The sequence below is a fragment of the Gordonia amarae NBRC 15530 genome, from assembly GCF_000241345.1.
Taxonomy (GTDB): domain Bacteria; phylum Actinomycetota; class Actinomycetes; order Mycobacteriales; family Mycobacteriaceae; genus Gordonia; species Gordonia amarae.
Genome location: NZ_BAED01000024.1, coordinates 1 through 25,189, shown reverse-complemented (window position 1 = coordinate 25,189; position 25,189 = coordinate 1). Strand labels below are relative to the sequence as shown.

Genomic DNA, 25,189 nt, shown 5'->3' with positions numbered 1-25,189 from the left:
ATGCGCCAATCAACGATTCGTCCCGTATTCGGCTCTGCCCGTTCATTCATCTCCTGCCGCGTGCGGCCGGTTGGGTCGCTACGACTGTTCCGGGGACGTGTATTGGTCGCGTAGGGAGTCCAGCACGGGCCCCGTCGGACTGCCGATGTGCCAAGTGGTCCATCCGTTCGAGGACAGGACGTGCGCTGTCTCTTCGCGGGCGTTGTTGAGCGCGGTCTGTGCGGCCGTGCTCACCGAGTTGTAGGCGACGCCGTCGACCACGATTTCGCCCTGCGTGGACACGGTGCCCGTTGCCGCGGTGCCGCCCTGATTCAGGTGCAGTTCGGTGCCCGCGCTGATCAGTCCTGCGGCCACGAGCTCGGGTAGCTTGGCCTTCTTTCTTTGCCGGCGTCTACGGACAGCAGGCGTTGCCGGTTGGGAGACGGAATCTGCGATCGGTTCCTCGGCTATCTCGTCATCCTCTGGTAGATCTGCGGGCTTATGCACGTCGAGCCCGGCTAGGCGCGCCGCTGACAAGATCGAACCGAGCAGCTCGTCGAGCGATAGCTCCATGTGCCGTGGCAGGGTGTCGTCTCGGTCCTCCTTGCCCCGGTGGACGGTGATTCCCGGGATCGCGGCTAGCTCAGCGGCAAGTCGACCTTCGAGGTAGCCGACGTCCGCACTGGTGAATCCGTGGGAGGTGTCACGCTTAACCACCAAAGCGCGCTGCCAGTCGATCTGCGGGTCGCTGTTGTGCGTACTGATCCGGCCTCGGAGCTTGACCGACTTGCCGACATAGACGATGCCTGAGCCGTCGGTGGTCATCAGGACGTAAACACCTGGCACGTTCCAGTCATCGGCCGGGAGGTTCTGCCAGTCTCGGCGGTGGAAGTAGCCGACCCGCAGGGCATGGGTGGTGAAGTCGGCGACGACCGGTGCGGTAGCCGCGGCAGGAATCTGGACATTGACGGCCACGACTTGGGCGCTCACAGATCGCCCTTAGATCGGTTGCAGCCGATGCAGAGCATCTGACCGTTTTCGGCTTCAGTTTTGCCGCCCTTGGACCACGGCACGATGTGGTCGGCGTCCATCTGGCTGATGTCGAAGACCTGCTGGCCGTCGTCGTTGCCGACGGTCTTGCACTTGGTGCCGTTGGCACAGCGTCCACCCTGCCGCTCGTACATCTCGAGCCGCTGGTCGTCGTCGAACTGGCGCAAGCTCAGGTGCTTGGGGTCGCGGGTCAGGACGTACTGGTAGATGCCGCGGTTGTTGCCGACCTCCTTGTCCTGGATCAGTGCAGCGATCTCGGTCTCCAGCGCGTCGGTGTCGAACTGCTGCTGACCGTACTGGTCGTACAGCGGACCCCACGGCTGCCCCTTCATCAGGGCTCGATACTTGGGGAAGGTGTCTTCGACCCAGTAGATGACGGTGCGGAAGTACGACCACAGCTCATTGGCGTTCTGGTCGTGCTGGTGTTTGGCCATGTACTGCTTGTGGTGGTCGAGCCCGTCGCGGGCGGCGATCCACTTCAGCGCCGTCTCTAGGTACTTCTGGCGGATAGGCTCGCCGACGAGGTATTTCTCGCCCAACCCATAGGCCGCGCCGCCGGTCTTGGAGAAGATCGACTTTGCGTGGGTCAGCCAGGGGCCGTAGTAGGTGGCGTTGAGCAGCTCCTGGTCTTCGAGCTTCTCCCCGGCGATGTTGATGGTTCGGAACCAGTCGAGCTTCTCGGAGTCCTCGCCCTTGCAGCGGTAGACGAGTAGCTCGTAGTCGAGGAACTTCTTCTGCTCGTCGGGAGTGAGGTTCGGGAAGCCCTTGAGGTTTCCGTTCACTTCGACCGAGAAGTCACCGTTGGCGTACTGGCTCAGCGACACTGTGCGTTGCTGACCGTCGAGGATCTCGAACGTGCCGTCCTCGTTCTCGACCCAGTAGAAGACGTTGAGCGGGAAGCCTTTGAAGATGGTGTCGATCACCGCGTCGCGCTGCTTCTGCTTGTAGACGAACTCGCGCTGGTACGGAGGTCTGATGTTGAGTCGGCCGCCATAACCGAAGACACCGCCCTCACCGTCGTCGGTGTAGCCGTCAACGACTTCGCGGATCGTGACCGGGTGCAGTTCGATGTCCATCAGGCGTCTCCGATCCGCTTGACCAGAATGCGCTCGTAAACACCGGTGTATCTGCCGTCTCCAATGGGCAGGAACAGCTTGCCCGTCCCGCCGACGATCCTTCCGTCCTTCGCGTACGCCTCGGGCTCGGCATAATTCCTCATCGGCTCGGCGTCGCGGGTGCTGATGCCGACGATCTGAAACTGATCGGGGCTGTACTTGTCGAGGAAGGTGATCGGAACGCCCATGACCCCGTCGTAGTCGAACGGGATCTCGGCCACCTTGGCGACTTCGATGGCGGGGTAGTTGACATAGGTCGGGTACTCGTCAGCTTTGAAGCGCTTGTAGAGCGTCAACGGCTCATGGCGCTTGGTGGTGTCGAGGTTGGTGTACCAGTAGATCCGGCCCATGCTCAGGTACTTGACGCCGTCGACGATCTTGGTGCGCGACGCGGTGGCGATCTCGTAGTCCATCGGCACACGGAACCACTTCGTGCCACCGTTGTCGTAGCCGAACCAGAGCTTGTTCTCGGTGACGTACGGGAAGATCTCGGAGTGCTTGGCGTGGTTCTGGTCGCCCAGGACCAGGAACTTCTTGCCGTGCGCGATGAGCTGGTGGATGTACTCCTTGAACAGCGAGAACGGCGGATTCGTCACCACGATGTCCGCCTCATCGAGGAGCGCCTCCACCTCCTTGCTGCGGAAGTCACCGTCGCCGGAGAGCGGGGTCACCGCGTTGGCGTCGTGACGCAGCAGGTGCTCGACGTCGAGCAGGTCAATGGCGCCATCGTCGTTGAGATCGACCACCTCAGTTATCTCGACCTTGTAGGCGGTCTTAGTGGGCTCAGCGTCGCGCATGCCGGCAGCTTCGAAGAGCGGGAGCTGCGAGCCGGCGATCGGCGAGCCGACGAACGAGGTCGCGATGAGTTTCTTGAGCTTCAGGTGGTTGAAGTTCATCGCGAAGTACTTGAAGAAGTTCGACTCGTAGGGGTCGTCGCAGTTGCACAGCACGACCTTGCCCTCGAACTGCGGCCGGTAGTGCCGCAGCTCTTTTTCGATGTCGACCGTGCTGGTGTACCACTCGTCCCGTTTTGCCGACTGCGCCTTGCTCAGCGTCGCGTTTCCTGCCATCGTCCCTGCTCCGTTGCTGTTCCCCGATCCGGTCTAACGGTAGTCGAGAGGTGTGACGGGGTGAGGGACACGGTGCCTATCGGTGCGGGTCGATCGATCGAGAACTGGGTCAAGTGAGGTGTGTGCTGCAAGAGCATGGATAGAACACTGTCCCGGCCGTGCCTCTGAGCGTCCTAGAACGAGGGATTGGAGAGTAGATTAGAGAGTATCCGCGGAAATGAAAAAGCCCCTCACCGCCGTTTCCGCTGGTGAGGGGCTTTTCAGTGCGCCATCAGGGACTCGAACCCCGAACCCGCTGATTAAGAGTCAGCTGCTCTGCCAATTGAGCTAATGGCGCTCGGCCTGCGCTGTGGGGCGCTTGGCCTTGCGAGAAGAAACCTTACATGGAGGTCTGCGGAAAAGTGAAATCGTATCGCTGACCTGTGGTTTCGTCTGTTTTCGGCACCTAGGTGACGATCTTTCGGACGATCACGATGCTCACCACGACACCGGCCCCGATGAGGGTGTACTTGACCGCGGGCGAGTTGAGCGCGGCGATCGCGCGGGTTTTGGCGTCGTCGGCCAGCCGTTGCGGGTTGGCACGCACCGCGAGGGCGTCGAGGGTCTTGGCCAAGTCTTCGCGTGCCGCCGCGATCTCTTGCTCAATGCGTTCGGTATCCGCCACGTCGTCATCCTCCAGGCGCTGCTAGGTGCAGTACACAGTGCAGTAATAGGTCACACTGCAGACTACGGTATCGACCGGCTCACCAAGGGTTGCGCGCCGGACACGACCCGAGCACTCGCTCGCATCCGCCGGCGAGCGCATGCATTAGCCTGCCTGTATGGCTGAAACGACACGGTTGGCGCCCGGCGACAAGGCGCCCGCCTTCACTCTCCTCGACGCCGAGGAGAACCCGGTCTCGTTGTCCGACTACGCCGGACGCAAGGTGATCGTCTACTTCTACCCCGCCGCGATGACCCCCGGCTGCACCAAGCAGGCCTGCGACTTCCGCGACAACCTGGCCGAACTGAACGAGGCGGGCATCGCCGTCATCGGCATCTCCCCCGACAAACCGGCCAAACTCGCCAAGTTCGTCGATCGCGACGCCCTCACGTTCCCGCAGCTCAGCGACCCGGAGAAGAAGGTCCTCACCGAGTGGGGCGCGTTCGGCGAGAAGATGATGTACGGCAAGGTGGTCAACGGAGTCATCCGCTCGACGTTCCTCGTCGACGAGAACGGCGACATCGAGGTGGCCCAGTACAACGTGCGCGCCACCGGGCACGTCGCCAAGCTGCGGCGCGACCTGTCGGTCTGACCCGTAGCGGAAATGCCCGACACCGAGCTGCTCGTTCCCCGTAAACGTCCCACGCAGGAACGCAGCAAGCGCAAGTTTCAGGCGATGCTCGGCGCCGCCCGCGAGTTGCTGATCGAGGTCGGTATCGAGTCGCTGACGTGTGAGGAGATCGCCGTCCGTGCCGAGGTCCCGATCGGCACGCTGTACCAGTACTTCGCCAACAAGTACGTGATCGTGTGCGAACTCGACCGGCAGGACACGGTGGCCGTCCGTGAGGAACTGTCCGCGTTCGCCGGTGAGGTGCCGTCGCTGGAGTGGCCGCACCTGCTGGAGAAGTTCCTCGATCACCTGGCGGCGTTGTGGCGCAACGATCCGTCGCGGCGGGCAGTGTGGCTGGCGGTGCAGTCGACGCCGTCGACACGGCTGACCGCCACCCAGAACGAGCGGCTGCTCGCCGAACTCGTCGCCCGAGCCCTGGCCCCGCTGACGCCGTCGCAGCGGGGCCGGCGCGAGATGATGTCGCAGGTGCTGGTGCACACGACCTACTCGCTGCTGAGCCTGTCGGTGCAGGACGTGACCCATCACGAGGAGATCGTCGCCGAACTCAAGCGGATGCTGGCCGGCTACCTGCTGCTGGAGGAGTCCACGGCAGACGACGACTGACCCGCTGCTGCTGGTTGAGGTGCGAGGAGCGCAAGCGACGAGCCTCGAAACCTGGTGCGGGAACAATGTCGCCTCACCGGGTTTCGAGGCTCGGTCGCCGGGCTACCTCACACCTCAACCAGCGGCAGGAGGTGCCGATTCCAGGATGGCGACAGCGGCGGCGGTGTCGCCGTCGTGCGTGAGCGAGACGTGGACAACTGTGTCGCGCAACAGGTCCGCGATCTCACCGCCGAGCCGGATGGCCGGGCGGCCCCAATTGTCGGTGACCACCTCGATGTCGCTGTGCCGGATCAGCGGCAACAGCGGCTTGCGGCCGTACCGGCTCACCGACCAGGCCTTGATCACCGCCTCCTTGGCCGCCCAGCGGGCCGCCAGATGCAGGGCATCGTCGCCGGTTCCGGCGCCCGAGTCGCGTCGCTCCCGGGTGGTGAACCGGTCACCGAAGGTGGTGCCCGCCTGGGCCAGTTGCTCCCTGAAGGCGGGGATCGACACGAGGTCGATCCCCACGCCCAATACACTCATCGCACAGACCCTACGCCGTAGTCGCCCGACACACTCAGACGTACCGAATCATCCAGCAGCAGTGCGGATTCGGCGTCGTGCTCGTCCTGGTCGGCGTCGAAGCGACGGCCCGAGGGACGGGTGTAGGCGGCCTCGCCACCACACATGGCCTCCAGCAGGCGCTGGTTGCCCAGCCGCTCCCGCTCGGCAGCCCGGTCGCGGTACTCGCCGGCGGCGCCCGGATCCAGGGTCGCCACGAAGGCTTCCGGATGGACCACGGCGATGAGTCCGGAGACGTGACCGAAGCCGAGGCTGGTGAGCAGACCGGCCTTGAGCGGGAACCGCTCACCGAGCTGCAGAGTCTCGCGCGCCCACACCAGGTGCGGGTACTCCTGCATCTTCTCGTCGACGCAGTCGAGGCTGCGGTTGGGCGGGATCACCCCGTCGCGCAGCACCTGGCACAGCCCTATCAACTGGAAGGCCGCCGCGCCGCCCTTGGCGTGACCGGTCAGCGACTTCTGCGACACCACGAACAGCGGTGCGCCCTCACTGCGGCCGATCGCCGACGCGAGCCGCTCGTGCAGTTCGGACTCGTTCGGGTCGTTGGCGCGGGTGGAGGTGTCGTGCTTGGAGATCACCGCCACCTCGTCGGCGCTCACCCCGAGCGTGGCCAGCGCACCGGCCAGCGGCGAGGTCAGCCCGCCGCGGGCGGCACCGAGGGCACCGAGACCCGGGGCCGGGATGGAGGTGTGCACGCCGTCGCCGAAGCTCTGCGCCCACGCCACCACACCGAGGACCGGCAGGCCCATCTGCGCGGCCACGTCACCGCGTGCCAGCAGGATCGTGCCGCCGCCCTGCGATTCGACGAACCCGCCGCGGCGCCGGTCGTTGGCGCGGGAGTAGCGGCGTTCGTCGATACCGCGCGCGGCCATCTTGGCCGACTCGGCGGTGGCGGACATGTCACCGAAGCCGACGATCCCCTCGATGCCGAGGTCGTCGAAGCCGCCGGCGACCGCGAACAGCGCCTTGCCGAGACGGATCTTGTCGACGCCCTCCTCCACCGACACGGCGGCGGTGGCACACGCGGCAACAGGGTGGATCATCGCGCCATAGCTGCCGATGTAGGACTGCACGACGTGCGCGGCGACGATGTTCGGCAGCGCCTCCTGCAGGATGTCGTTGGCCTTGGCCTCGCCGAGGATGGTGTTGATGTACAGCTCGCGCATCGATGTCATGCCGCCCATGCCGGTGCCCTGGGTGTTGGCCACCAGGCCGGGATGCACCCAGCGCATCAGCTCGGCGGGCGTGAAGCCCGACGACAGGAACGCGTCGACGGTGGCGACGAGGTTCCACAGCGCGACCCGGTCGATGGATTCGGCCATGTCGGGGGTGACGCCCCAGCGAGTCGGGTCGAAACCGGTCGGGATCTGCCCGCCCACGGTGCGGGTGAGCTCGAACTGCCGCGGCACCCGGATCTCGGTGCCGGCCAGGCGGGTGACCTGCCATTCGCCGGATTCCTCGTCCAGCACCACCCGGGTCTTGTCGGGGGCGGTGACGGCGAAGGCACGGGCCTCGGCCTCCGAACCCACCGAGAAGGTGAGGTCCTCGTCGAGGAACACCGAGGTGAGCAGCGGCGAGGTGTTGTCCACCATCGCGCCGTCGTCGGCGTAGCGGCGGATGCCGCAGCGGGCGACCACCTCGTCGTGGTAGCGGTCGGCGATATCGGATTCGGCGACGGCATCGCCGGTGGCGGTGTCGTACCAGCCCGGCTTGGGCGCACTGTCCCAATGGACCAGGCCGGTGTTCCAGGCCAGTTCGAGAACACCTGCGGCCGACAGCTTTTCGTCGACCTCCATCTCGAAACGGGTGCGCGCCGAGCCGTACGGGCCGAGTTCACCCGCACCGACGATGACCACCAGGTCCTCGGGCTTGGCCTCGATCGGCGCCCACTGCGGCCGCATGGATGCGCGGGCGCGGGCCGGCGCGGGCAGTGCCGCGACGGTATCCACGTCGGAATCGGTCTCATCGTCGGCCGACTCCGCCTCGGCGGCCTCGGCCTGGGCGGCCATGGCAAGCGCCTTGAGGTCGATGGCGTCGGGGTCGAGGCCGCCGGTGAAATCGGCGACGATCGGGGCGTCGGCGGCCTGTGCCCGCTGCTCGGGTGTGCACACGCTGAGCAGGTTGGCGGCCATCTCGGCGGTGCTCCAGGTCCGGACACCGGCCTCCTCGACGGCGTCGACCAGCGGATCGTTGTGACCCATCAGGCCGGTACCGCGGACCCAGCCGATGAGGGCGTGGGCGAGGGTGGTCCTGCGCTTCCAGGAGTCCTCGACGTTCCAGCGGGTCACCACCGCGTCGAGCGCGGCCTTGGCCTCACCGTAGGCACCGTCGCCGCCGAACATGCCGCGGTTGGGCGAGCCGGGCAGCACCACGTGCAGCCGGGCCGCGAGATCGTGGTCGGCGTTGATGTCGGAGAGGCCGGCGATCAGCCGCTCGACCGACCACAGCAGCACCTTCATCTCCAGCTCGGCGCGGGCGCCGGCGTCGGTGAGATCACCGGCCACCCGCGGCGCGGCGAACGGGAACAGCATCGTCGGCTTGAGCGCCGGCTTGACCACGGCGGTGGTGCTGCCGAGGTTCTCGGTCTGCTCCGAGCCGATCCACGACACCAGGTCGTCGACGTCGGTGTAGGAGCACATGTTCGCCGGCGCCACCCACAGGGCCGCGCCGCAGCGGGCGTGGGTGCGGTACAGCTCCTTGTAGAAACCGAGCCGGTCCGAATCCAGGCGCGAGGTGGTGGCGACGACGGTCGCACCACCGGCGAGCAGTCCGCCCACCACGGCCGCGGCGATCGAGCCCTTGCTGGCGCCGGTGACGACGGCGATCTGGCCGGCGTACGCACCGTCGGCCTGGTCGCGGGCGGCGTCGGCGATCCGGCCGTACACCTGGGCCTGCGGCTCGTTGCCTTCGGCCAGCGCTTTCTCGTGCCACCAGGTGGCGTGTTCGGCGACCACCTCGCCGGCTCCGGCGAACCGGTCGGCGACGTCGGTGTCGAGGTCGGTGGCGTCGGTCAGCCACAGCCGCACCAGGTCCTCGCGGCTGGTGGCCCAGCGGTCATCGACCAGCACCACCTTCTGCTCGTCGAAGGCGGGGGCGACGGTGCGGGCCCATTCGGAGCCGAGTTCGGCGCTGACCAGGGCGGCGATTGCCGCGTCCGGGTTCTCTTCGGCCTCGGGGGTGCCGGCGGTGTCGGCGAGGCCCAGTTTGGCCAGGACGGTCTGCGCGGCGGTCGCCAGCACACCGGAGCGGCCGGTGATCTGTTCGGCGAACTCGCCGAGCGCGGCGGCGTCGACCGTGGCCCCGCCACCGGCCTCGGAGGCGGGTTTGGCCACGGCGATGCCCTTGTCGGCACCGACGGCGGTGACGGCGCGGTCGATCAGGGCGTCGAGCGCGTCGGCACCGGCCGGCGGACCGTCGAGGAGGGCGCCGAGGTCACCACCGCGGACGCTGGCGCCCTCGCGGGTGCCCATCGCCAGGGCGACGACGGTGTGCAGTCCCCAGCCGGGGCCGAGCTGCCACACCTTCTCCACCCGGTCGGTGATGTAGGACTGGCGCTTGCCCAGCGGGCCCATCACCTTGCGGATCTGTTCGGCGACGGCGTCGGTGAGCACCGGGCCGAGCGGCCGGTAGCCGCGGGCCAGCGTCTGCACCGTCGACGACAGCGCCACCATGTCGGCCTCGGCGGCGCCGTCGATGGCGCCCAGGCCCAGCTCGCCGCCGATGTCGAGCAGCAGCTGGTTACGGCGTGAGGACACACCGTCGCACAGCGCCTCGATGGTGTCGGCGGCGCCGATCTGGTCGACGCCCATCTTGGTCCACATGGCGATCACGGCCTTGACCGCGTCCGCGGGACCGAAAGCGATGTCCTCGGGACGCGGGCCGCTGGACACCGGGGCCGGGACGGGCGCGGCGGCCGCCGGAGCGGGGGCGGATTCCGTTGCCTGAGCGACACTTTCGACGGGAACGTCGACGGGCTCGTCCTCTTCCGGTTCGACGCCCGCGTCCTGCGCCAGGATCACCGCGGTGTCGCGTTCGAGATTGAGGACCTCGGCGGTGGCCGCGGTGTAGTCGTCGAGCTTGAGGGTGTTGTTCGCCAGCCCCGCCAGGGTGGGCGCGCTCTTCACACCGATCTCAACGAACCGCTGGATGCCCAGACCGTCGCGCTCGCGGGGGGCGAACAGCAGTTCCTGGGTCTCGATCCAGCGCACCGGGCTGGCGAACTGCCAGGCCAGCAGCTCGATGAGCACGACGCGCACCAGTTCACCCGGGCGTGCGGCCCAGCTGTCCCAGTCGGCCAGCACCGCGTCGAGCGGGGCGGAGGGCACCAGGTCGGCGATCTCCTGGATGAACTCGCGGCGCAGCGAGAACAGGCACGGAACCAGGTTCGGGATGTAATGCCCGACAAGGATTTCCGGGTCGATGTGGGCAGGGAGCAGGTCATCGAGCTTGCTGCGGAACTCGGGCACACCGGCACGCAGCACCGTCGAGTGGAACGGCACATCGATGCCGGGAACCAGGATGAACGACCGCTTGCCACCGAATTCTGCGCGGCGGCGGTCGATCTCGGCTTCGAGGTGTTCCAGGCCCCGCACCGTGCCGGCAATCGCGTACTGCGAGCCGAGCAGGTTGAGGTTGACCACCTCGAGGAATTCACCGGTCTGCGCCGACATGTCGTTGACGAAGCCGGTGACGTCTGCGTCGGCGAGCCCGAACTGGCTCGGCCGGATCGCGGCCATCCGGTAGTCGCTGCGGCCCTTGCCATCTCGCGGAACGAGGTGATGCATGGCCTCACCGCGCTGGAACACCACCTCCAGGACCGCTTCGAGCGGCAGCACACCGGCGCAGGCGGCGAGCGCGTTGTACTCGCCCACCGAGTGGCCGCAGGTGATGGCACCGTCGACGAAACCTCCGGACTCCTTCAGTTCGGCGATCTGCGCGACACCGAGGGTCGCCATCGCGACCTGGGTGAACTGCGTCAGGTACAGCACTCCGTCGGGGTGGTTGTAGGTGGTGCCACCGGCCACGAGGGTGGTCGGGTTGTCCCGGACGACGGCCAGGATCGAGAAGCCGAGCGCGGCACGGGTGTGCTTGTCGGCACGGTCCCACACCTCGCGGGCGGCCTTTGACCGGGACCGGGCGTCCAGGCCCATCCCCTTGGACTGGATGCCCTGCCCCGGGAATGCGTACACAGTGCGCGGCGCGGCGAGCAGACCGGTCGCGTTCATCACCAGGTTGTCGCCGACCTTGGCGCTGACCTCGACCACCTCGCGGCCGGCGTCGAGCCCGACGCGGTCGACCCGCACGGTGATGGTGTCGCCGGTGCGGACCATACCCAGGTAGCGGGCGGTCCAGCCGAGCAGCGGCCGCGGCGAGGGCACCGGGTTCTTGGCGTCAGTGGCGGTCACCACCTGCTGGGCGGCGGCCGAGAGCCACATGCCGTGCACGATCGGGTCGCCGAGACCGGCGAGCTTGGCGGCGATGGCGTCGGTGTGGATGGGGTTGCGGTCACCGGACACCGCCGCGAAGCCGCCCATGTGGCCGGGGGCGGTGATGGTGGCCTGGCGCAGCAGTTTGCGGGTGGCCTGCTGCTCGTCGCCGGCGGCGCCGCCCGCGCGGGCGGGATCGGCGAGCTCGGCGGAGCCGAGGCGGCCCCGGATGGCGAAGCGTTCGGCCAGGTGCGCGACCGGCGTGCCGCCGTCGGTGATGTCGACGCTCACCTCGATGACCCGGCCCACCTCGGCGTCGTAGACGCCTTGCAGGGCCGCGGTCACCACCAGTTCGGCACTCACGGTCGGGATCTGGCCGGTGACCTCGATCGCGTGGTCGAGGTGCACGAGGTCGAGCAGACCCTCGACCACCGGGTCGCCGGCGTCGGTGCGGGCCGCGCCGATCACGCTGAACACCGACGGCCAGCAGGCGCCGACGAGGGTGTCGGGCACGGCGAAACCGAACGGCTGGATCGGCGTGGTCGGGGTCAGGTGCGCGGGCAGGGTGTAGCCGGTGACCGCGGCATGGTCGGCGACAGAATCGGGGTTCCAGGCGAAGGTGGTGGTGCTGACACCGCCGGTGACGTCGGCGAGGGAGCCGCCGGCCGCGACGGTGAGGATCGCGGTCATCGCCGACGCCGCGTCGTCGGCGCCGATCAGCGGGTTGCCGCCGTCGGCGATCGCCGCGGTCGCGTGGAACGGGATGCGGATGGTGGTGCCGGAGACGGGCACGACGAGATCGAAACGATGCTCCCCCGCACGTTCGAGCACGGCGCCGGTGGGTGCGTGTTCGGCGCGGTCGGGGTCGACGACGACCCAGCGGCCACGGTCGCCGATCACGGTGGCAGGGTTGGGAACGATCCGGCCGGCCCACTCGACGTCGTCGGCCTCCAGGATCGCGGCGACGGCGCCCTCACCGGAGATGACACCGGCGCGCTTGCGGCCGTCGACCGGGAAAGGCTGCCCGCCGGCGGCGGCCAGGTCGGCGGCGACCTGTGCCTCGAAACGGTCGAGCAGCTCGCCCACCGGCTCGTCGACGCGGGTGATGCCGGCCACGGCCACCGGACCGGGGATGATGCACACCTCGTCGGCCGCGTAGCGCGCGTCATGCGCCTGCCACAGGGAGTCGCTGCGCCACCAGCGCCGCACGTCCTTGTCGACGACCGGCACGAAGTTGACGGGCTTGCCGGGGGTGCGGCACAGCTCGAGGAAGAACGCCACATCGGCCGGGTGCAGGACGTCGGCCTCGGCCTCGGGGTACACACTGATCAGCGCATCGATGGCGGCGTGCGGGTCGTCGGTGCTCGCGATGTCGGCGAACATGGTGGGCACCTCACCGCGGTCGGCGGGCGCCATCCGGGCTTCGGTGCGCTGCAGCATGTCGACGAACCGGGTCTGCCAGGTGATGTCGGCCCAGGGCAGTTGATCGGAGCGACCATCCCCCACGGCGAGGGTGGCGTACCGGTCGAGCCACTGCCGGTAGGTCATCGCGGCTACGTCGCCGAAGTACGGCTTGGCGGTGTGCGAGAGCGCCTCGATGATCTCGTCGCGGCGCTCGGCCACGGCGTCGGCGTCACCGGCGACCTCGTCGAGCAGACGTCCGCAGCGGGAGGCGCCGTTGTCGACCTCATGAATGTCGGCGCCGAGCTGGCTGCGCCCGGATGCCATGCCCGCGGTGGCGTGCCCGGCACCGATCCATTCGTCGCACCCGACGGTGTCGACGAGGAGTTGCTTGACCTCGGGTGCGGTGGTGGCCTCCTTGGTGGCCATCGCCGCGGTGCCGATGAGGATGCCGTCGAGCGGCATCTTGGGGTAACCGAGATTCTCCGACCACACGCCGGTCAGATATTCGGCGGCCCGTTCGGGGGTGCCGATGCCACCGCCGACGCAGATCACCACGTTGGGGCGGGCGCGCAGTTCGCCGTAGGTGGCCAGCAGCAGGTCGTCGAGGTCCTCCCACGAGTGGTGGCCGCCGGCGCGGCCGCCCTCGATCTGCACGATGATCGGGTAAGCCGGGGCCTCGGCGGCGATGCGCACCACGGCGCGGATCTGCTCGACCGTGCCCGGCTTGAACGCGACATAGCGCAGACCGGCGTCGACGAACTCCTCGACCAGGGCGACGGCGTCCTCGAGTTCGGGGATACCCGCCGACACGATCACGCCGTCGAGCGGTGCGCCCTGCGCGCGTGCCTTCTGCACGATCCGCTTGCCGCCGAGCTGCAGTTTCCACAGGTACGGATCGAGGAACAGGGCGTTGAACTGTGCCTCACGGCCCGGCTCCAGCAGGTCGGTGAGGGTGGCGATGTTGCGGGCGAAGATCTCCTCGGTGACCTGTCCACCGCCGGCAAGCTCGGCCCAGTGGCCCGCGTTCGCGGCCGCCGCGACGATCGCGGGGTCGACGGTGGTCGGGGTCATACCGGCGAGCAGCATCGGCGACCGGCCGGTGAGCCGGGTGAAGGCGGTCTCCACGACGGTACGGCCGTCGGGCAGCTCCACCAGGATCGGGTCGAAGTGCGCCCACGGCGCCTCCACCTCGGGGATGCCCCCGGGGCTGAACAGGTTACGCTGCCCGACACGCAGCGCGGCCGGGATCAGGCCGACACCGCGGCCCCGGACCAGACCCGAGGTCAGGCGGGTGGCCAGATCGGACGGCCCGAGGTCGATGATCCAGCGGGAGCCGCCGGCGACCACCTCGTCAATGATCGAGACCCAGTCCACATGGTTGACCAGGACGTCGGCGGCCAGCCGGGAGGCGACGGTGCGGTCGATGCCGCATTCGTCGGCCCATTCGGCCACCATGTCGACGGCCTCGGCCAGCGACGGGTGGTGGAAGGCCAGCGTGACGGCCAGGTCGTCGAACTTGGGCGAGAACGGGGCGCCGCCGGTGAGCTTGCGCTTGCGCTTATCGGCCTCGGCGGCGGCGATCTGCTCGCAGCGCGCGCGCAGCGCCTTGAGGTGGCGGGGTGCGCCCGCGACGATGACGGCGGTACGGCCGTTGCGGATGGCGACCACAGGTTCGGCGCCCAGGTCGCGCTCCCTCAGCCCGGCCCGGTACTCGGCGAGGATCTCATCAACCCGTTCCGGGGTGGCGTTGCCGATCGCCATCATCGGGGTGCCGTCGGAGGTCGCGGCCAGTCCGCGGCGGCGGGCGACGATGGTGCCCGCGGCGCCGATCAGCTCGGCCAGCGCCAGCAGCACACCGGCGCCGACCCCGGCGCCGTCGTTGGCGATCGCCTCGGTGGCCAGCACGCCCTGCGAGTGGCCCACCACGGAGGTGGGTGGGATGGTGGTGGTGTCCAGACCTTGCTTGGCGAGGGCGTCGATGGCGGCGAGCTGGGCGAGCAGCACACCGGGCACCGACAGCGTCGCATCGGCGAGCGCTGCGTCCGAGGGCACCTCGTCGCCGGTGTCGTGCGCGCGGACCCAGGCGAGTGGATGGAAGCCGTCGGGGCGGGCGATCGCGAGCTTGCCGGCGACGGGGGCGATCAGCCGTTCCGCGGCGTCGACGTACTTGCCGATCCGGTATTCGAGGTCGGCGTCGACGACCAGTTCGGCGAGCGTCGGCAGCCACGGTGCGCCCTGGCCCCCGAAGCTGATGGCGTACGGTTCACCGGCGGCGATCTGGTCCATCAAGGTGCCGGAGGGACGGGAACCGGTGGCGGCTCCCAGCTGGCCGGTGCGGATGTGATCGACGGTCACGGATTCTCCTCATTCGGGGGCTGTGTCATCGGGTGTTGTGCGGGTCTGACGGGGCTCGCCCTGTTTCGGGCATGCCTCATCGCCTCGTGGCTTCTTCGCGGGGTTGTCGTGCCGGCCGCACCAGATCATCCTGAGCGCAGCAAATATCGACGAACTCATCAGTGCCGCAACGCTTTGCATAACCGACCCGGTATCGGTCAGCGCGCATCACCAAGGAACGTGCCACCCATCATGACATACAAAAGTGAGGGATTCCTCATGTTTTGGGGTGACCGACAGGTATACCGACCGGTATCCCCACGGGTAACCTTGCGCCCGCCGCCGCATGCCGGAAGCGGCCCCGTCGATCAACCCCGTCACCAGCGCAAACCCGCCCACCACGACACGCCGGCCCACCCCTCCAATTCCGTTATGCAATCGTTATGTGAAACAGTTCACTGAGCCGCTTCGCCGGCCGGGACTCGACCGGAAAACGAGTTCGCGGCGCCGGTCCACGGCACCGTAAGGTGCTCGACATGGCAACCGAATCCGTCACCCTCCCCGGCGACGTCATCGACCTTGTCCGCCAAGCGCACTGGATCACCGTGTTCTCCGGTGCGGGAATGTCCGCGGAAAGCGGAGTCCCCACCTTCCGCGACGCCCAGACCGGCCTCTGGGAACGCTTCGACCCGGCCGCGCTTGCCACTGTCGAGGCCTGGGACGATGACCCCGCCCTCGTGTGGGGCTGGTACCTGTGGCGGATGAAGCTGGTGGGCGACGCCCAGCCCAATCCTGGGCACCGCGCGATTGCCGGACTCGCCGATCACCGCACGGTGATGGTGGTGACCCAGAATGTGGACGATCTGCACGAACGCGCCGGCAGCGAGGTGATCAGCCACCTGCACGGCAGCCTGTTCGAGCCACGATGCTCGGTGTGCGCTGCGCCCTACCACGGCACCGGCACCCGGCTGCCGGCCGGTTTCGACATCGCCTCCTACACCGAACCGCCCCGCATCGACCCGCCCGCCTGCCACGAATGCCTGTCGCCGGTCCGCCCGGGCGTCGTCTGGTTCGGTGAACCACTCCCGCGCGACGCGTGGCAGCGGGCCGAGCACACCATCGCCGGCAGCGAACTCGTCCTGGTGGTCGGGACCAGTGGAATCGTCTATCCCGCAGCGGAACTGCCGGAGCGGGCGCTGGCAAACGGAACCCCCGTGATCGAGTTCAACATCGACGAGTCGGCGTTGAGCCCCTACGTCACGCTTTCTGTTCGCACGTCAGCGGCAGTGGGCCTGCCCGCCCTGCTCGACGCCGTGCGCGGCTGAGAACCAGACAAGCGAGGAGCGAACCGGCCACTGCCGGTTCGCTCCTCGCTTGTCGTATGAATCCCCGCCGCCGCGGGTTGGTGTCAGTTGGCCGTGCCGCTGCAAGACGACAGCGCGCCGTAGCCGCCGTCGACGTAGTGCACGTTGGTGTAACCCAGGTCGGCGATCTGCTCCGCGATCACCGGCGCCTGCGACCGGACCGACACCACAGCGATCTCTCGATCGTGGTCGGCGATCACCGGAAACCGGCCCGACGCCGTGTTGTTGAACGCGGTCCGGACGTCGGACGGGTCGACGACGACCGCTCCCGGGACACTGCCCTGATGCCGCATCACCTGCGGGCGCGCGTCGACGATGACCGCATCCCCGTGTTGGCTGTGTTCGACTGCTTCTTTGGCTGAAATCGCATTCACCACTGACACTGGTGACCTCACCCGCTTCTCATTCGTGTGCTCGCGTTGCGCCGGACTGTCCGCCGGCTCTGGCAGGTATGTCGGCGCACCGTTGCAAACCGTTACCGAGAAGTAATGCTACGCGGCGACTTCACTGATGTGACAGGCAAATTAAGCTCACAACACGGGGCATGATATGTGCGACAAACAGGTCCCGGACCTCAGCCCCGCGGCCGGCCCGCCACCTTCGGGTTGCCCCGCTTGCCCCACTGCTCGCCTCGCCTGCCGCCGTCACGGCCGTACCCGCGAGCGCCCTGACCAGCGCGTTTGGCGCCACCCCGGGCACGCGGGGGCCCCTGGTCGCGACGGATGTCGATCGGGTTCTTACCGATCCGGGTATGCCGCAGAGACGCCAGGGTTTCGGCGTCGAGATCGTCCGGAAGCTCAACGAGACTGAAGTCGTCGCGGATGGAAATGTTACCGAAATCACCCCGGGTGAGACCGCCCTCATTGGCGATCGCCCCGACGATCGCGCCCGGCGACACCCGATGGACGCGGCCGACGGCGATACGGTAAGTGGCGAAGTTGGCTCCCGGGCGGCGCGGCGCGCGCTCCCGGCGCTCGGGCCTATCGCCGCGTTCGCCGCGCTCGCCACGCTCGCGCTGCGGCGGGTCGGGCGCCATGAGGAAACCGCCGTCGCGGGTCTCGAGCGCGAGGGCGGCCGCGATGTCGGCCATCGTCACGTCGTTGTCGCGGGCGTAGTCCTCGATGAGCTTGCGGAACATGTCGAGATGTTCGGACCCGAGGTTCTCGGTGATCGACTCGGCGAACTTGGCCACACGCTGGGCGTTGACATCCTCGACGCTGGGCAGCCCGATCTCGGCGAGCGTGGACCGGGTGGCCTTCTCGATGGCGCGCAACAGGTGCCGCTCGCGCGGCGAGACGAACAACAGCGCGTTGCCCGAACGTCCGGCCCGGCCGGTGCGGCCGATCCGGTGCACGTACGACTCGGTGTCGTGCGGGATGTCGTAGTTGACCACGTGCGAGATCCGGTCGACGTCGAGGCCGCGGGCCGCCACATCGGTGGCCACGAGGATGTCGATGGTGCCGTTCTTGAGCTGGTTGATGGTGCGTTCGCGCTGCGCCTGCGCGAGGTCGCCGTTGATCGCCACCGCCGAGAATCCGCGCGAACGCAGCTTCTCGGCCAGTTCCTCGGTGGCCTGCTTGGTGCGGACGAACACGATCATCGCGTCGAACTGCTCGACCTCGAGGAAACGGGTCAGCGCGTCGAGCTTGCGCTGATGCGACACCTGCAGATAGCGCTGGGTGATATTGGAGGCGGTCTCGGTCTTGGCCTTGACCTTGATCTCCTCCGGATCGTTCAGGTACTGCTGCGCCAGCCGCGAGATGGCCTTGGGCATCGTCGCCGAGAACAACGCGACCTGCTTGGAGTCCGGGGTATCGGCGAGGATGCGCTCCACATCCTCGGCAAAGCCCATCGTGAGCATCTCGTCGGCCTCGTCGAGAACGAGGAACTCCAGTTCGGAGATATCGAGGGTACCGCGATCGAGATGGTCGATGACGCGCCCGGGTGTGCCGACGATGACCTGCGCGCCGCGCTTGAGTCCGTTGAGCTGGACCACATAGCTCTGCCCGCCATAGATGGGCAGTACCTTCACCTTGGGCATGTGGGCCGAGTACTTGCCGAACGCCTCGGCCACCTGCAGGGCGAGTTCACGGGTCGGCGCCAGGATCAGGGCCTGCGGTTTGCGGGCGGAGTCATCGAGCCGCGAAAGAATCGGGATGGCGAAGGCCGCGGTCTTGCCGGTTCCGGTCTGCGCCAGGCCCACCACATCGCGCCCCGACATGAGGACCGGGATGGTGGCCGCCTGGATCGGCGAGGGAGACTCATAGCCGACATCGGAGATGGCCTCGAGTACGCGGTCGTCGATACCCAGACCGTCGAAGCCTCCGGCACCGGGCTCGTCGGTGTTCCGGTTCGGCCGCTCGGTGGTCGTCTCGCCGGACGTTGATTCGGATTCGGATGCGGGTGTCATCACTGGCCAGTCTCGTTCATCGCTACTACTCTAGTGCGCCGCGGGCGGTCCAGAAGAATCGAACGACCATGATCACCCCGAACTCGTGTGATGGACCTCACCGGCCCTCCTGCTAGGCTCGATGCCATTCAACGCGGATGCAACGTACCATTCGCGGTCAGTTGTGCCTGAAATGCCCGTTTGGTCGCACCTTTCGTGCGGCCGATGACAAGGAGAGTTATGGATCAGTACTCCACCCCGTCGAACTTCACGGTCGACGAGAAGGCGACGACCGTGGACGCGCTGCTGCGCCACCGAGCGGAAACTCCCCATGCGACGCTGCTGCGCAAGCTGTCCGGCGGCACCTGGGTAGACGTTGACGCCAAGACCTTCGCCGACGAGGTGGACGCGGTCGCCAAGGGCATCATCGCCTCCGGCATCAACCCCGGCGACCGGGTGGCCCTGCTCTCCTCCACCCGCTACGAGTGGACGGTCATCGACTACGCCATCTGGCGAGCCGGAGCCGTCACCGTCGCCATCTACGACACCTCCTCGCCCGATCAGGTCCAGTGGATCCTGGAGGATTCCGGGACCAAGCTGCTGATCCTCGAGCTGGCCAAGCACCGCGCGCACCATCAGGAGGTGATCGCGGGGGCTCCGGCGCTCAACGAGACCCTGGTCATCGATGAGGGTGCGATCGCGACCCTCACCGAGCGCGGCGCGATCGTCGACGACGCCGAACTCGACACCCGCCACACCAACGCCGTGGCCTCCGACGCCGCCACCCTGATCTACACCTCGGGCACCACCGGACGGCCCAAGGGCGTCGCGCTTACCCACGCCAACCTGCTGTCCGAGAGCGCCGCCTGCGCTCAGGCCGTGGGTCCGGGCCTGGTCGAAGGCAACACCACGCTGCTGTTCCTCCCGCTGGCGCATGTGTTCGCCCGCGCCATCGAGGTCGGCTGCATCGAGAACAAGGTGATCCTCGGCCACACCAGCGACATCCCCAACCTCGTCGCCCACCTCGACAAGTTCAAGCCGCATTACGTGCTGTCGGTGCCGCGCGTGTTCGAGAAGGTCTACAACTCGGCCAAGCAGAAGGCGTACGACGGCGGCAAGGGCGGCATCTTCGAGAAGGCCTCGGCCGCGGCCGTCGAGTACAGCAAGTCCCTCGACGCCGGCGGTCCCGGTCTGCTTCTCAAGCTCAAGCACGCCCTGTTCGACAAGCTCGTGTACGGCAAGCTGCGTGCCGCCCTCGGCGGCAACTGTATCGGCGCGGTGTCGGGCGGTGCCCCGCTCGGCGATCGTCTCGGCCACTTCTTCCGCGGCGTCGGCATCCCGGTGTACGAGGCCTACGGCCTCACCGAGACCAGCGCAGGCATCATCGCCAACAGTGCCGCCGACCAGCACGTCGGCTCGGTGGGCCGGCCGGTGCCGGGATCCGCGGTGGCCATCGCCGCCGACGGGGAGATCCTGCTCAAGGGCCCGATGGTGTTCGGCGGCTACTGGCAGAACGACAAGGCCACATCCGAGTCGATCATCGACGGCTGGTTCCACACCGGTGACATCGGCAAGCTGGTCGACGGATTCCTCTATATCACCGGCCGCAAGAAGGAGATCATCGTCACCGCGGCCGGCAAGAACGTCTCCCCGGCCCAGCTCGAAGACACCATCCGGGCGCATCCGCTGGTGAGCCAGTGCCTGGTGGTGGGCGACAAGAAGCCGTTCATCGCGGCCCTGATCACCCTCGACCAGGAGGTCATCCCCGGCTGGCTCGAGCGCCACAACCTGGCGGCCGACACCCCGCTGAGCGCGCTGGCCACCAACGAGAAGATCCTCGCCGAGCTGCAGGAGGCGGTCGACTCCGCCAACAAGTCGGTGTCCAAGGCCGAGGCGATCAAGAAGTTCTCGGTGCTCGACACCGACTTCACCATCGAGACCGGTGAACTGACGCCCACGCTCAAGCTCAAGCGCAACATCATCCACGACTCGTACAAGGTTGCCATCGCCGACCTGTACACGTAGCCCTACCGACCGCGCCTCCAGCCGACCCCCTGCCGGTTGAGGCGCGAGCCTGCGAGCCTCGAAACCCGGTGAGACGACATCGTCAGCTCACCGGGTTTCGCGGCTCGGTCGCTGGGCGACCTCGCACCTCAACCACCGGGCGGGAGGGCCATGTCGTAGCGTCAACGGCATGAGCGCGCAGCACGGGGACAGCGGATTCGGCGATATGACCCTCAGCGTCCACGGCGGTAACGACACCGGCGGGCCGTCGATCCGCACGCCGATCACAATGGCCAACTCGTACCACCTGCCGCCCGAGCCGGAGAAGCTCGACTGGTCTGACCCGAACCATCTGATCTACACCCGCAACACAGGCGCCAATCAGGTTGCGCTGCAACGTAAGCTGGCGCTGATGGAGGGCGGGGAGGACGCGCTGGCGCTTGCCTCGGGGGTGGCGGCGCTGCACGCGGTGTACTTCACGTTCCTGGCCACCGGCGACCACATCATCGTCTCGGACACCACCTACGAGGCGACGTGGAAGCTGTGGACCCAGTTGCTGCCGCGCAAGTACGGCATCGAGGCCACTTTCGTCGACATCACCGACCTCGAGGCGGTACGCGCGGCGATCCGTCCGACCACCAAGATGATCACCGCGGAGGTGATCGCGAACCCCACGACGAAGGTCGCCGATGTGGCCGCGCTCGCGGGTATCGCGCACGAGGTCGGTGCGTTGCTGGTGATCGATTCGACGTTCACTCCCCCGCCGCTGTACCGGCCGCTGGCCGCCGGCGCCGACCTCGTGATCCATTCGCTGACCAAGTACATCAACGGACACGGGGACGCGATGGGTGGCGCGGTGATCGGCGCCGCCGAACTCGTATCGAAGGTGAAGGCGGAGGCGATGGTGGATGTGGGCGGGGTGATCTCGCCGTTCAACGCCTGGCTGATCTGCCGCGGGTCGATCACCTTGCCGCTGAGGCTGACTCAGCATCAGGCCACCGCACTGAGCCTGGCCCGGTTGCTGGAGTCCGATGACCGGATCGCCTACGTCGCCTATCCGGGCCTGGCTTCACATCCTCAACATGAGTTGGCCGCACGGCAGTTGGGCGGACGCGGGTTCGGCGGCATGATGGCGTTCGCGCTGCGCGGCGATCCGGCGACCCAGAATCGGTTCGTCTCTCACCTGCGGGTGATCACCTCGGCGGTGTCGCTGGGCCACGACGAGTCGCTGATCGTGCACGTCGGTACGGACGGCCCACGGGTTGCCGCCTACCCCGAGGGCTTCCGCGAATACGGCCACCTGCGCTTCTCGGTCGGCCTGGAGGATGCCGACGACCTGGCCGCTGACCTCCACCAGGCACTGGATAGGACTTTTGACGGCGAATCCACTTCTGCCGCAGCCATATTTGCTGGCTGAGGTGTGAGCTTGCGAGCCTCGAAACCCGGTGCGACGACAATGTCATCTCACGAGGTTTCGAAGCTTGTCGCCCGCGCTCCTCACACCTCAACCAGCGAGGGGTCACGGGGCCTGGCGCGCCTCGTAGAGGATGCCCCGGCCGATGGCTTCGCGGACGACAGGCAGGGCGGCCCCGGCGAGCGCATCGGTGTCGACACCGTGAAATCCCGCGAGCAACTCGATGAGGGTGCCCAGCGGTACGACACCTCGGCACCCGGCGAGCAGCGCCGTCGACACCTCGTCGACACCGAGGACCGCGGCCGGTCCGCCCAGTCGCCGCACCGACGCCCCGACCTGTTGCCACCCGTCGTCGCCGGGCAGCGACTGTTGTTCGAGCATCACCGGCGCGGTCGAGAGCCGTGCCGCCAGCAGGTCTGCGTCGGAGGTGTCGCGCAGGTAGGCGCGGCGGTCCAGGAATGCCTTCGCCTCGTATCCGGTGACCTCTTCGCCGGCCGCGGTGATCTCCTCGATGACCTGATCGGGTTCGCGTGTCTCGCCCGCACGATGCGCGCGAAGGGTGATGAGCCCCATGCCGATTCCCGCGATCTCCTCTCGGCGGAACCAGTCGAGCCAGTCCGCCCCCCTGCGGACGAGATCGTCGGTGTTCTCACCGGCATCCGAAAGCCAGAGGGACACATAGCTGATGGGGTCGGCCAGCTCCCGCTGCACCACCCAGGCGTCCAGGGCGGTGCCCGCCAGCCAGCCGCGCACCCGGGTCTCCCACGGTTCGTCTTCGCGGACAATCCAATTGGCGAGAATCTGGGCGGTTCCGCCGGGGTTGAGATGGTCGGCGAGCTCACCGATGAGCCGTTCGCAGACACTGTCGCCGGCCATGCCGGAGTCGCGGTAGATGTAGTCCTGCCCGCCCGAACCCACGACGAACGGCGGATTGGACACGATCAGGTCGAACCTCTCCCCCGCGACGGGTTCGAAGAGGCTGCCGCGGCGCAGATCCCACGACATCCCGTTGAGCCGGGCGGTGGCCGCCGCCAGCGCGAGGGCGCGCTCGTTGGTGTCGGTGGCGACGATCTGCGTACAGTGCGCGTCGAGGTGCAGCGCCTGGATTCCGCACCCGGTGCCCAGATCCAGTGCCCGGCCCACGGGTTCACGGATGACCGCCCGGGCCAGCGACACCGACGCGCCGCCGATGCCGAGGACGTGGTCATGTTCGACCGGGCCGGTGCGGGTCGCGGCGTCGAGGTCGGACACGACGAGGTAGTCGCGGGCGTCGTCGGCGTGGGGGCGGATGTCGAGCGCGGCGCGGGCGGTGTCACCGTCGACGGTGATGACCCCGCCCGCTACGAGCGCGTCGACACCGCAGCCGGGCAGCGCGGCGGCCACCTCGGTGACGGGCACGTCGACGGCGAGCAGCAACAGCCGGATCAGCGTCGCGAGCGGCGCCGGCCCGCCGTGGGCCGTGGCGTGCAGTGCGGGCCACCAGATCCCGCGGCCGAGCGCGTCGTTGACGTCGTCGCCGAGGAATGCGGCGACACCGGGTCCGGTGTAGCCGGCTGAACGCAGGTCCGCGCCGAGTGCGTCGATCAGGGCGGGGTCGTGCAGTGGGTGTGCCATAGCGACCAGTATCGGCCGGACCGGGCAGCGTGCGTCCCCGCGGGTGTCGATTGCCCGACGGACACCTCGGCCAGGGTCGCCCGCAGACCCTTAGCATCGCTACATGTCATCGGCGAGTCCCATGAGAGCACTGCTTCGCGGCGCCGTCCTGACCGTGACGGCACTGCTGGTGGCGACGACCGGGGCGTGCGGCGGCGACGACAGGCCGCCTCCCGAGAACCGGCAGCCCGACGTCATCGCACCCGATCCCCCGATCCGCTGGACGGTCAGCGCCCGTGACCTGTCGTCGACGAGCGTGACCTTCCAGGACGCCGACGAGAAATCCGCCCTGGTCACCGGCACGAAGGGGGTGCCGACGCTCATCGATGTCGCCACCGGGGCGCGGCGCTGGACCGGTGCACCGACGGCGGGTGACGCCAGCTGCGCGTTCTCGTCGACGCGGATCGCCTGCGCGGCGACCAAGTGGGCCACCAACAGCCCGGTGATCACGATCTACGACGCGGCCACCGGACGGACAACGTTCACCGCGCCGCTGTCCGGCTGGCACGCGGGATCGGTCCAGAATGCCGGAAACGGTTGGCTGGTCGAGACGTTCGTACGCCACATCAGCAAGAGCGCCTACACGCTGTTCAACCTCGACGGCACGATCCGGTGGACCAGATCGGGGGTGCGCGGCGCGTATGTGCGCTTGGCGTCGGGCCTGGTGACGTTTATCGAGGAGAGCAGCGCCGGACCGGACGGCGACGTGCACAGCGTGGTCCGGCTGTCCGACGGCCGGCGCATCGCCGGGCCGGGGACCAGGCTGCAGGCGCTGCCGGGCGGTTTCGCCCGCGGTGGTGACCGCGTGCGGTTGTTCGACGCCGCCGGAACGTCCCGGGGGACGCTGCCGACGGGCTGGAATCTGACCGCCGGCACGTGGGCGGGCTGGCCGCAGGCCCTGCCGCCGCGGGACTGCCCCGACCTGATCGGCGAGCGCCGGAAGTCGGGCCGGCACACCGACGTCGGGGTCTTCGACGCGGCGAGCGGATCGCTGCGCCTACAGCGCCCGTACACCGGCGCCCGCGACCCCAAATGTGTCGAGGGCGGGGTTCTCATGCTGTCCGAGGCCCGCGACGGCTACACCCGGGTCGAGGTGTTCGACCGGCTGACGGACCGGACCCGGTTCGCCACCGAGATCAAGTTCGTCGCCGGATCGCCCAGCGCCGAGGCCCAGTCCGGCACAGTGCTGTTCCTCGAATCGTTGCGGTTCAACCGCGGGCAGGCAGACGGGCTGACGGTGTTCGGCTACGGCATCGACCGCGACACCGGCACCACGCTGTGGCGCACCACAGACGACGTGGGCACCGCGGGGGGCTACCTGTTCGCCGCCGGCCCGCAACGCACCTATGTCTCACTGATCGACACCCGCAGGCAACGTGAGGACGTCTAGAGCGCACTCCTGTGGCACCATCGGCAACTTGATTCACACCAGTCCCACCGCGTGTGAATGTAACCCATGCCACTTGAGGCGACCCTCTTGGCATTTACT

The 25,189-nt window shown here is 68.0% G+C and carries 15 protein-coding genes and 1 tRNA gene; 6 read left to right on the top strand and 10 right to left on the bottom strand.

The window, feature by feature from the left end:
• Positions 1–78: 78 nt before the first annotated feature.
• From GOAMR_RS07255 to GOAMR_RS07235, 5 genes are all read right to left on the bottom strand, one after another.
• Positions 79–969: a restriction system modified-DNA reader domain-containing protein gene (locus GOAMR_RS07255; RefSeq protein ID WP_005184829.1), complete on the bottom strand. Its 891-nt coding sequence runs from the start codon at positions 967–969 to the stop codon at positions 79–81.
• Positions 966–2,105, bottom strand: a complete 1,140-nt coding sequence (locus GOAMR_RS07250) for a GmrSD restriction endonuclease domain-containing protein (RefSeq protein WP_005184826.1) — start codon at positions 2,103–2,105, stop codon at positions 966–968. Before GOAMR_RS07250 ends, GOAMR_RS07255 begins: the two co-directional genes overlap by 4 nt.
• Positions 2,105–3,214, bottom strand: a complete 1,110-nt coding sequence (locus tag GOAMR_RS07245; protein WP_005184825.1) for an adenine-specific methyltransferase EcoRI family protein — start codon at positions 3,212–3,214, stop codon at positions 2,105–2,107. The genes GOAMR_RS07250 and GOAMR_RS07245 overlap by 1 nt, the downstream gene beginning before the upstream one ends.
• 264 nt (positions 3,215–3,478) lie before the next feature.
• Positions 3,479–3,551, bottom strand: a tRNA-Lys gene (locus GOAMR_RS07240).
• Between the two features lie 108 nt (positions 3,552–3,659).
• The gene (locus GOAMR_RS07235; RefSeq protein WP_005184822.1) at positions 3,660–3,878 is read right to left on the bottom strand and encodes a DUF3618 domain-containing protein; all 219 of its coding nucleotides are present in this window, start codon (positions 3,876–3,878) and stop codon (positions 3,660–3,662) included.
• Between the two features lie 157 nt (positions 3,879–4,035).
• Here GOAMR_RS07235 and bcp point away from each other — a divergent pair, with 157 nt between their 5' ends.
• Together bcp and GOAMR_RS07225 are read left to right on the top strand one after the other, a co-directional pair.
• Positions 4,036–4,509, top strand: a complete 474-nt coding sequence (bcp, locus tag GOAMR_RS07230) for a thioredoxin-dependent thiol peroxidase (protein ID WP_040514642.1) — start codon at positions 4,036–4,038, stop codon at positions 4,507–4,509.
• 12 nt (positions 4,510–4,521) lie between these two features.
• Positions 4,522–5,151, top strand: a complete 630-nt coding sequence (locus GOAMR_RS07225; RefSeq protein ID WP_005184810.1) for a TetR/AcrR family transcriptional regulator — start codon at positions 4,522–4,524, stop codon at positions 5,149–5,151.
• A 114-nt stretch (positions 5,152–5,265) separates the two neighbouring features.
• Here the strand turns inward: GOAMR_RS07225 and acpS are convergent, their stop codons facing one another.
• Positions 5,266–5,673, bottom strand: a complete 408-nt coding sequence (gene acpS, locus GOAMR_RS07220; RefSeq protein ID WP_005184807.1) for a holo-ACP synthase AcpS — start codon at positions 5,671–5,673, stop codon at positions 5,266–5,268.
• Entirely contained in the window at positions 5,670–14,897 is a 9,228-nt protein-coding gene (locus tag GOAMR_RS07215; protein ID WP_005184805.1) for a type I polyketide synthase, read from the bottom strand. The genes acpS and GOAMR_RS07215 overlap by 4 nt, the downstream gene beginning before the upstream one ends.
• Positions 14,898–15,412: 515 nt before the next feature.
• Between GOAMR_RS07215 and GOAMR_RS07210 the strand changes: the two genes are divergently transcribed.
• Positions 15,413–16,201 carry an SIR2 family NAD-dependent protein deacylase gene (locus tag GOAMR_RS07210; protein WP_005184803.1) on the top strand — a complete coding sequence of 263 codons (789 nt, stop codon included), beginning with the start codon at positions 15,413–15,415 and terminating at the stop codon, positions 16,199–16,201.
• 83 nt (positions 16,202–16,284) lie between these two features.
• On the opposite strand, the gene GOAMR_RS07205 is transcribed toward GOAMR_RS07210, so the two are convergent.
• Both GOAMR_RS07205 and GOAMR_RS07200 read right to left on the bottom strand, forming a co-directional pair.
• On the bottom strand, positions 16,285–16,623 hold the full coding sequence (locus GOAMR_RS07205) for a rhodanese-like domain-containing protein (protein WP_040514641.1): 339 nt from the start codon (positions 16,621–16,623) through the stop codon (positions 16,285–16,287).
• 191 nt (positions 16,624–16,814) lie between these two features.
• Entirely contained in the window at positions 16,815–18,650 is a 1,836-nt protein-coding gene (locus GOAMR_RS07200) for a DEAD/DEAH box helicase (protein ID WP_050942620.1), read from the bottom strand.
• 219 nt (positions 18,651–18,869) lie between these two features.
• On the opposite strand from GOAMR_RS07200, the gene GOAMR_RS07195 reads away from it, so the two are divergent.
• A complete protein-coding gene (locus GOAMR_RS07195) occupies positions 18,870–20,654 on the top strand; it encodes an AMP-dependent synthetase/ligase (RefSeq protein WP_005184797.1) in 1,785 nt (594 codons plus the stop codon).
• Between the two features lie 169 nt (positions 20,655–20,823).
• Positions 20,824–22,050: a trans-sulfuration enzyme family protein gene (locus tag GOAMR_RS07190; RefSeq protein WP_040514640.1), complete on the top strand. Its 1,227-nt coding sequence runs from the start codon at positions 20,824–20,826 to the stop codon at positions 22,048–22,050.
• 102 nt (positions 22,051–22,152) lie between these two features.
• Here the strand turns inward: GOAMR_RS07190 and GOAMR_RS07185 are convergent, their stop codons facing one another.
• The gene (locus GOAMR_RS07185; RefSeq protein ID WP_005184793.1) at positions 22,153–23,661 is read right to left on the bottom strand and encodes a DUF7782 domain-containing protein; all 1,509 of its coding nucleotides are present in this window, start codon (positions 23,659–23,661) and stop codon (positions 22,153–22,155) included.
• Between the two features lie 121 nt (positions 23,662–23,782).
• On the opposite strand from GOAMR_RS07185, the gene GOAMR_RS07180 reads away from it, so the two are divergent.
• Complete coding sequence (locus GOAMR_RS07180; protein ID WP_005184790.1) at positions 23,783–25,090, top strand: outer membrane protein assembly factor BamB family protein; 1,308 nt, start codon at positions 23,783–23,785, stop codon at positions 25,088–25,090.
• Positions 25,091–25,189 lie beyond the last annotated feature (99 nt).